Raw genomic sequence first — 2875 nt, forward strand, 5'->3', positions numbered from 1 at the left:
TCCATTAGATGATGAACATCGTAGTCTATATTGTAGTGCCTTTGTAGCAAAATGCTATAAGGCAGCTGGATACGTATTTTCTACCGAATACGCTATTGACAATATCTCACCCCAAATATTATATAATGGACTTGAAAATTATAAATCTGAAATAGCTATATATCCCCTATCTATTCGTAATCAGTTAGTATTTTAATTAGTAAATAATAATAAAGACTAATTGTATTTAAAGAAAGCTTAAGAAAAGCTTTTAATATTAGTTTGTTTAAAGGAGGAAAATAATGTTGTTAAAAGATCTATACAAAGAAAAGCTATTTCAATTTGATACTGTCGATATGATAGTATTGGCAGGGGACGTTATCAAATATAAGTATAAGGTTAAATGCCCTCATTGCGGTTCTACTAACCTTACAAAGGAAAACTATTACAAAGCAAAAGTTCTAGATGAACCTCTACAATTTAAATGTCAAAATTGTGGTAAAGTTATTGAGGAAGGAGATTTAGAAGTAGAACCAATCTACGAAAAGGTTATACTTATATCACATACAAATCAATCAGACAATTTATGTGCTGATATAGCAAAAATTTGTTATCAATCAAATCCTAAAGATAACAAAACATTTTTGAGAAAAATTATCAAATCAGGTCATTTATCTATTTTAGAACATGCAAGTTTTACGTTTTTAATAACAGGTATCAGCCGCGTAGCATCTCATCAGCTTGTAAGGCATAGAATCGCAAGCTTTACTCAGCAATCTCATAGATATACAAAAGCTTCTGGTTTTTTTGTGCCTGAAAAAATCTTAAACAATACTAAAGCAAAAGAAATCTTTGATGATATAATAAAGAAAGCTCAGTCTGCCTATGAAGAACTATTAAACTTAGATTTGCCAAAAGAAGATGCCAGATATGTTTTGCCATGCGCAATAGTATCCGATATAATTGTTACTATGAATGCAAGAGAACTACTTCATTTTTTTACATTAAGAACATGCAAAAAAGCTCAAAAAGAAATTCAGGATATTGCAATTGAAATGTTGAAAATTTGCAAAAAAATTGCTCCTATTATCTTTAAAAATGCTGGTCCTTCATGCATACGAGGCAGATGTTATGAAACAAAACCATGCGATGATATAAACCAGATAAGGCAATTTTTTGCCAAGCTATGAAGACCAGTCTCTATGTCGTTGCCACGCCTATTGGCAACTTAAAAGATATAACATATAGAGCGGTTGAAACGCTGAATTCTGTGGATGTAATTTTTGCAGAAAACCCAAAACATTCAAAAATATTGTTATCAACATACAACATCAAAAAAGATATAATATCCTACAATGATTATAATTATGAAAAAAAAATACCAATTGCTCTAAATATTGCTAGTGAAGGCAAAACAATAGCTTTAATTACAGATGCTGGCACACCAACTATACAGGATCCAGGATATAGAATTGTTAAAGCTTTTATAGAGCATGGCTACAAAGTAGAACCAATACCCGGCGCCAGTGCATTTATTTGTGCTTTGCAGGCAAGTGGTCTTGCAACGGACAAATTCATATTCTTAGGTTTTTTGCCAAAATCATTATCTAAACAATCAAAAATTCTTTTAAAATATGATCTTGATGCAACAATAATTATCTATGAATCACCAAATAGACTTAAAAAAACACTTGAAAATATAAAACAAACTCTTGGCAATAGATATATTGTAATAGCCAGAGAATTAACAAAAGTTTACGAAGAATTTATACGAGGACCTGTAGATGATGTAATTAAGCTATTTAATGAAAAGAAAATTATTGGCGAGTTTGTTATTTTAATAAAAAAAAATGTTTAAAAACATCAAAATTATTGCATTTTTTACAATACTATCAAGGATATTAGGTTTTTTTAGGGATTTTTTAATAACACGATATTTTGGTGCTGATATTTATACGGATATGTTTTTCGTAGCTTTTAAAATACCAAACCATTTTAGGAGAATATTTGGTGAAGGTGCGATAAATTCTTCTGTGGTACCTGTTTTATCAAAAATAGATAAAGATAACCCAGAAAAAGCAAAAGTTGCTGTAGGAAACTTAATTATTATTTTTGGAACTATATTGCTTATCTTTACAATTATTGGCATAATTTTTTCAAAAGTCTTGATTTTAATTTCTGCACCCGGCTTACTTTTGGACCCTCATGTTAAAACATTAGATTTGCTTGTTAAGATCAATTTTAGCTACATATTCTTTATTGGTATGGCAATATGTTTTATGGGTATAATGAATAGCTATAACCAGTTTGGTGTTGGAGCTTTTTCCCCATCTTTACTAAATATCAGCATGATTGTATCTATATTAATTCTATATGATTTTTTTAAACCTCATATTTTTACTTTATGCTTTGGTGTTGTGCTTGGTGGGATACTTCAGATGATTTTTTCTTATTATGGCTTAAGATGGGGTAAAATTCCAATTCAATATACATTTAAAATAGAAGATTCAACAAAACAGATTTTAAAATTAATGTCAGTTACAGCAATTAGCGGCTCTGTATTACAAATTGGCGATATGATAGATACATTTATTGCAAGTTTTTTAAAAGTAGGTAGCATATCTTACCTTTATTATGCCAATATTTTGTTTCAGTTGCCTTTTGCTATTGTTGTTCTTGCAATCTCTCAAGCCACATTGCCTCAACTTAGTAAACTGGATAAAGCTCAACTGATAGAAAACACAAACCAGTTATTAAAAATTATACTTAATCTATCCATACCAATTACACTGTATTTTATTTTTTTTGGTAAAGATCTGATTACAATAATTTTTCAACATGGCAAATTCACATCAAGTGATACTGCTAATACCGATATAGCGTTAACCATGTTTAT

At 29.7% G+C, this 2875-nt stretch carries 4 protein-coding genes; all 4 read left to right on the forward strand.

The window, feature by feature from the left end; all coding sequences use genetic code 11:
• Positions 1-196, forward strand: a 196-nt coding sequence (locus tag Q0C22_RS00425) for a hypothetical protein (RefSeq protein ID WP_291490126.1), incomplete at its 5' end; no start/stop codon positions are given.
• 85 nt (positions 197-281) lie between these two features.
• Entirely contained in the window at positions 282-1169 is an 888-nt protein-coding gene (thyX, locus tag Q0C22_RS00430; protein WP_291490127.1) for an FAD-dependent thymidylate synthase, read from the forward strand.
• Positions 1166-1837 (forward strand): 16S rRNA (cytidine(1402)-2'-O)-methyltransferase, encoded by a 672-nt coding sequence (gene rsmI, locus Q0C22_RS00435; RefSeq protein ID WP_291490128.1) that lies wholly within the window; start codon positions 1166-1168, stop codon positions 1835-1837. The genes thyX and rsmI overlap by 4 nt, the downstream gene beginning before the upstream one ends.
• Positions 1830-2875 (forward strand): murein biosynthesis integral membrane protein MurJ (murJ, locus tag Q0C22_RS00440; RefSeq protein ID WP_291490129.1); only part of this gene is annotated, 1046 nt, incomplete at its 3' end. The genes rsmI and murJ, both read left to right, overlap by 8 nt.

Origin of the sequence: Desulfurella sp., from assembly GCF_023256235.1 — a bacterium.
Taxonomy (GTDB): Bacteria; Campylobacterota_A; Desulfurellia; order Desulfurellales; family Desulfurellaceae; genus Desulfurella.